The organism is Pseudomonas sp. P5_B2, assembly GCF_056400445.1.
The window spans coordinates 1-1,976 of record NZ_JBFULH010000697.1 but is presented as its reverse complement, the minus strand read 5'-3'; the positions used below and the strand labels follow the sequence as shown (position 1 = coordinate 1,976).

1 protein-coding gene and 2 pseudogenes are annotated in these 1,976 nt (G+C 60.7%); all 3 read left to right on the top strand.

The window, feature by feature from the left end; genetic code table 11:
• A pseudogene (locus AC1DRJ_RS25745) lies at window positions 1-258 on the top strand (spinster family MFS transporter); the annotation flags it as partial.
• Window positions 259-343: 85 nt separating this feature from the next.
• Entirely contained in the window at window positions 344-1,318 is a 975-nt protein-coding gene (locus AC1DRJ_RS25740; protein ID WP_477804637.1) for an AraC family transcriptional regulator, read from the top strand.
• A 95-nt stretch (window positions 1,319-1,413) separates the two neighbouring features.
• Window positions 1,414-1,976: pseudogene (locus tag AC1DRJ_RS25735) on the top strand (glycerol-3-phosphate dehydrogenase); the annotation flags it as partial.

Sequence of the window (1,976 nt, the reverse complement as noted above, 5' to 3'; positions counted from 1 at the left end):
ATGCAGATCCTCGCGCCGAATCAGGTACGCGCGCAGGTCTCGGCCGTGTTTCTGCTGATCAGCAATCTGCTGGGGTTGGGCCTGGGGACCACGTTGGTGGCGTTGTTGACCGACCGTTACTTCGGTTCGCCGGCGGCAGTGGGTTCTTCGATGTCGCTGGTGATCTGCGGTGCGTCGGCGTTGACAGTGCTTCTGCTATGGCGTGGTTGCCGTCATTTCCGCGAAAGCTATACCCGGGAGCACCCGACCCAGGCATGACTATAGATAGTCCATGTTCGGTACCTCGGCCTCGCTGCGTTTCAACGCAGCGGGGCCGATCCGCTCCAGGTCAGGAGAACCGCTGATGTTGAATGACGTACACCTGCTGGAACGGCACCGCCTGCTCAGCTCGGCCGATTACCGCGAGATCAAGGACAAGGTCAGCCATTACTTGTGCCCGCACAGCTTCAACGTTCTATGTGATGAGCCGATTTATACCCGGCTCAACGGCGTATTCTTCGGTGATTCGGCGCTGCTCGACTTGCGCTATGGCGCGCCAGTGGAGATCACCATCGGCGACATTGCCGATCGATATCTGTTTCGCATTACCTTGCAGGGGCATTGCGAGGTGGCTCACGGACGGCGCAGCGCGGCGATGCAGTCGGGTTACCTGAGCATTTCCTCGCCGTTCGCGCAAAGCCGCATCGTCACCGATGGCCAATGCCGCAACCTGATCCTGCGCGTCGACCGTGATGCCTTGGAGATGCAACTGCAACGCCTGCTCGGTCGCAGCCTGCGGCAGTCGGTGATCTTTGATGTCAGCGTCAACCCTCTGGACGCTGGCGTCGTCAGCCTTTATCACACGCTGGACTACATTTGCCGGCTTTACGGCAGCGGCGTGGACGGTTCGCGCCTCGCCAGTGGCCTGTCCGAATATCTGATGCAACTGTTGCTCACACAGTTGCCGCATAACCACTCCGCGGATCTTTTGATCGATTCGCGCGCGCCGCTGCCGCACCACGTGAAGAAGGCCCGTAACTATATAGAGGAGCACCTTGACGAACCGATCAGYCTGGCGACCCTGAGCGAGCAATGTGGCGTCTCGGTTCGCACCTTGCAGAACGGCTTCAAGCAGTTTCTCCAGCAAGCGCCGGTCGAGTACATCCGTGACCGTCGTCTGGCGGTGATCCATGAGTCGCTAAAGCAGGGCAGGGCCGGTGAAACCGTCACCGATATCTTGTTGCGTCACGGCATCAACAGCTTCGGGCATTTCTCCAGCGCCTATCGGCATCGCTATGGCTGCCTGCCGTCGGACACGCTGCGGCGACAGCAGCATTGAGACTTCTGCGTCATCCGTCAGTCGGCTGCGCAATCGGGGAAGTCTGGGGCAGTGCACCTCGATAGCATCGAGTCTCTTACAAGAGGAGCAACTCCATGAATATTACGGTGCTGGGTGGTGGACACGGCTGTTACGCCGCTGCTGTCGAGATGGCTGAAAAAGGGCATGCGACCCGCCTGTGGCGTCGTGACTCTGCAGCGCTCAAGGAACTACTGGCCATCGGCAGCCTGACGATCAARGACTACCGGGGCACTCGCCAGTTGTCGGTCTGTAAACTAGGCGACAAGCCGGGCGACAAGCTGTCGCTCACCGACAACCTTGCCGAAGCCCTGGGCGACGCGCAACTGATCATCATCCCGCTGCCGTCGACCTCCCACGAAGATTTGGCCAGACACGTGGCGCCGCACCTGCAGGACGGTCAAGTCGTGTTCCTGCCCCCGGGCACCTTTGGCAGCTACGTGTTCGCCAAGGCCATGGCCGATGCGGGCAACCAGAGCAAGGTCGCCTTTGCTGAAACCGGTACGCTGCCGTACTTGGTGCGCAAGCATGGCGCCAGCGACCTGGTGATCAGTTGCTACGCCACCCGCATGCCGACCGGCGTCTTCCCCAGCAACCTGTCCGAGCACGCCTTCGCGGTGTTGCGCGAGGCCTACCCAAG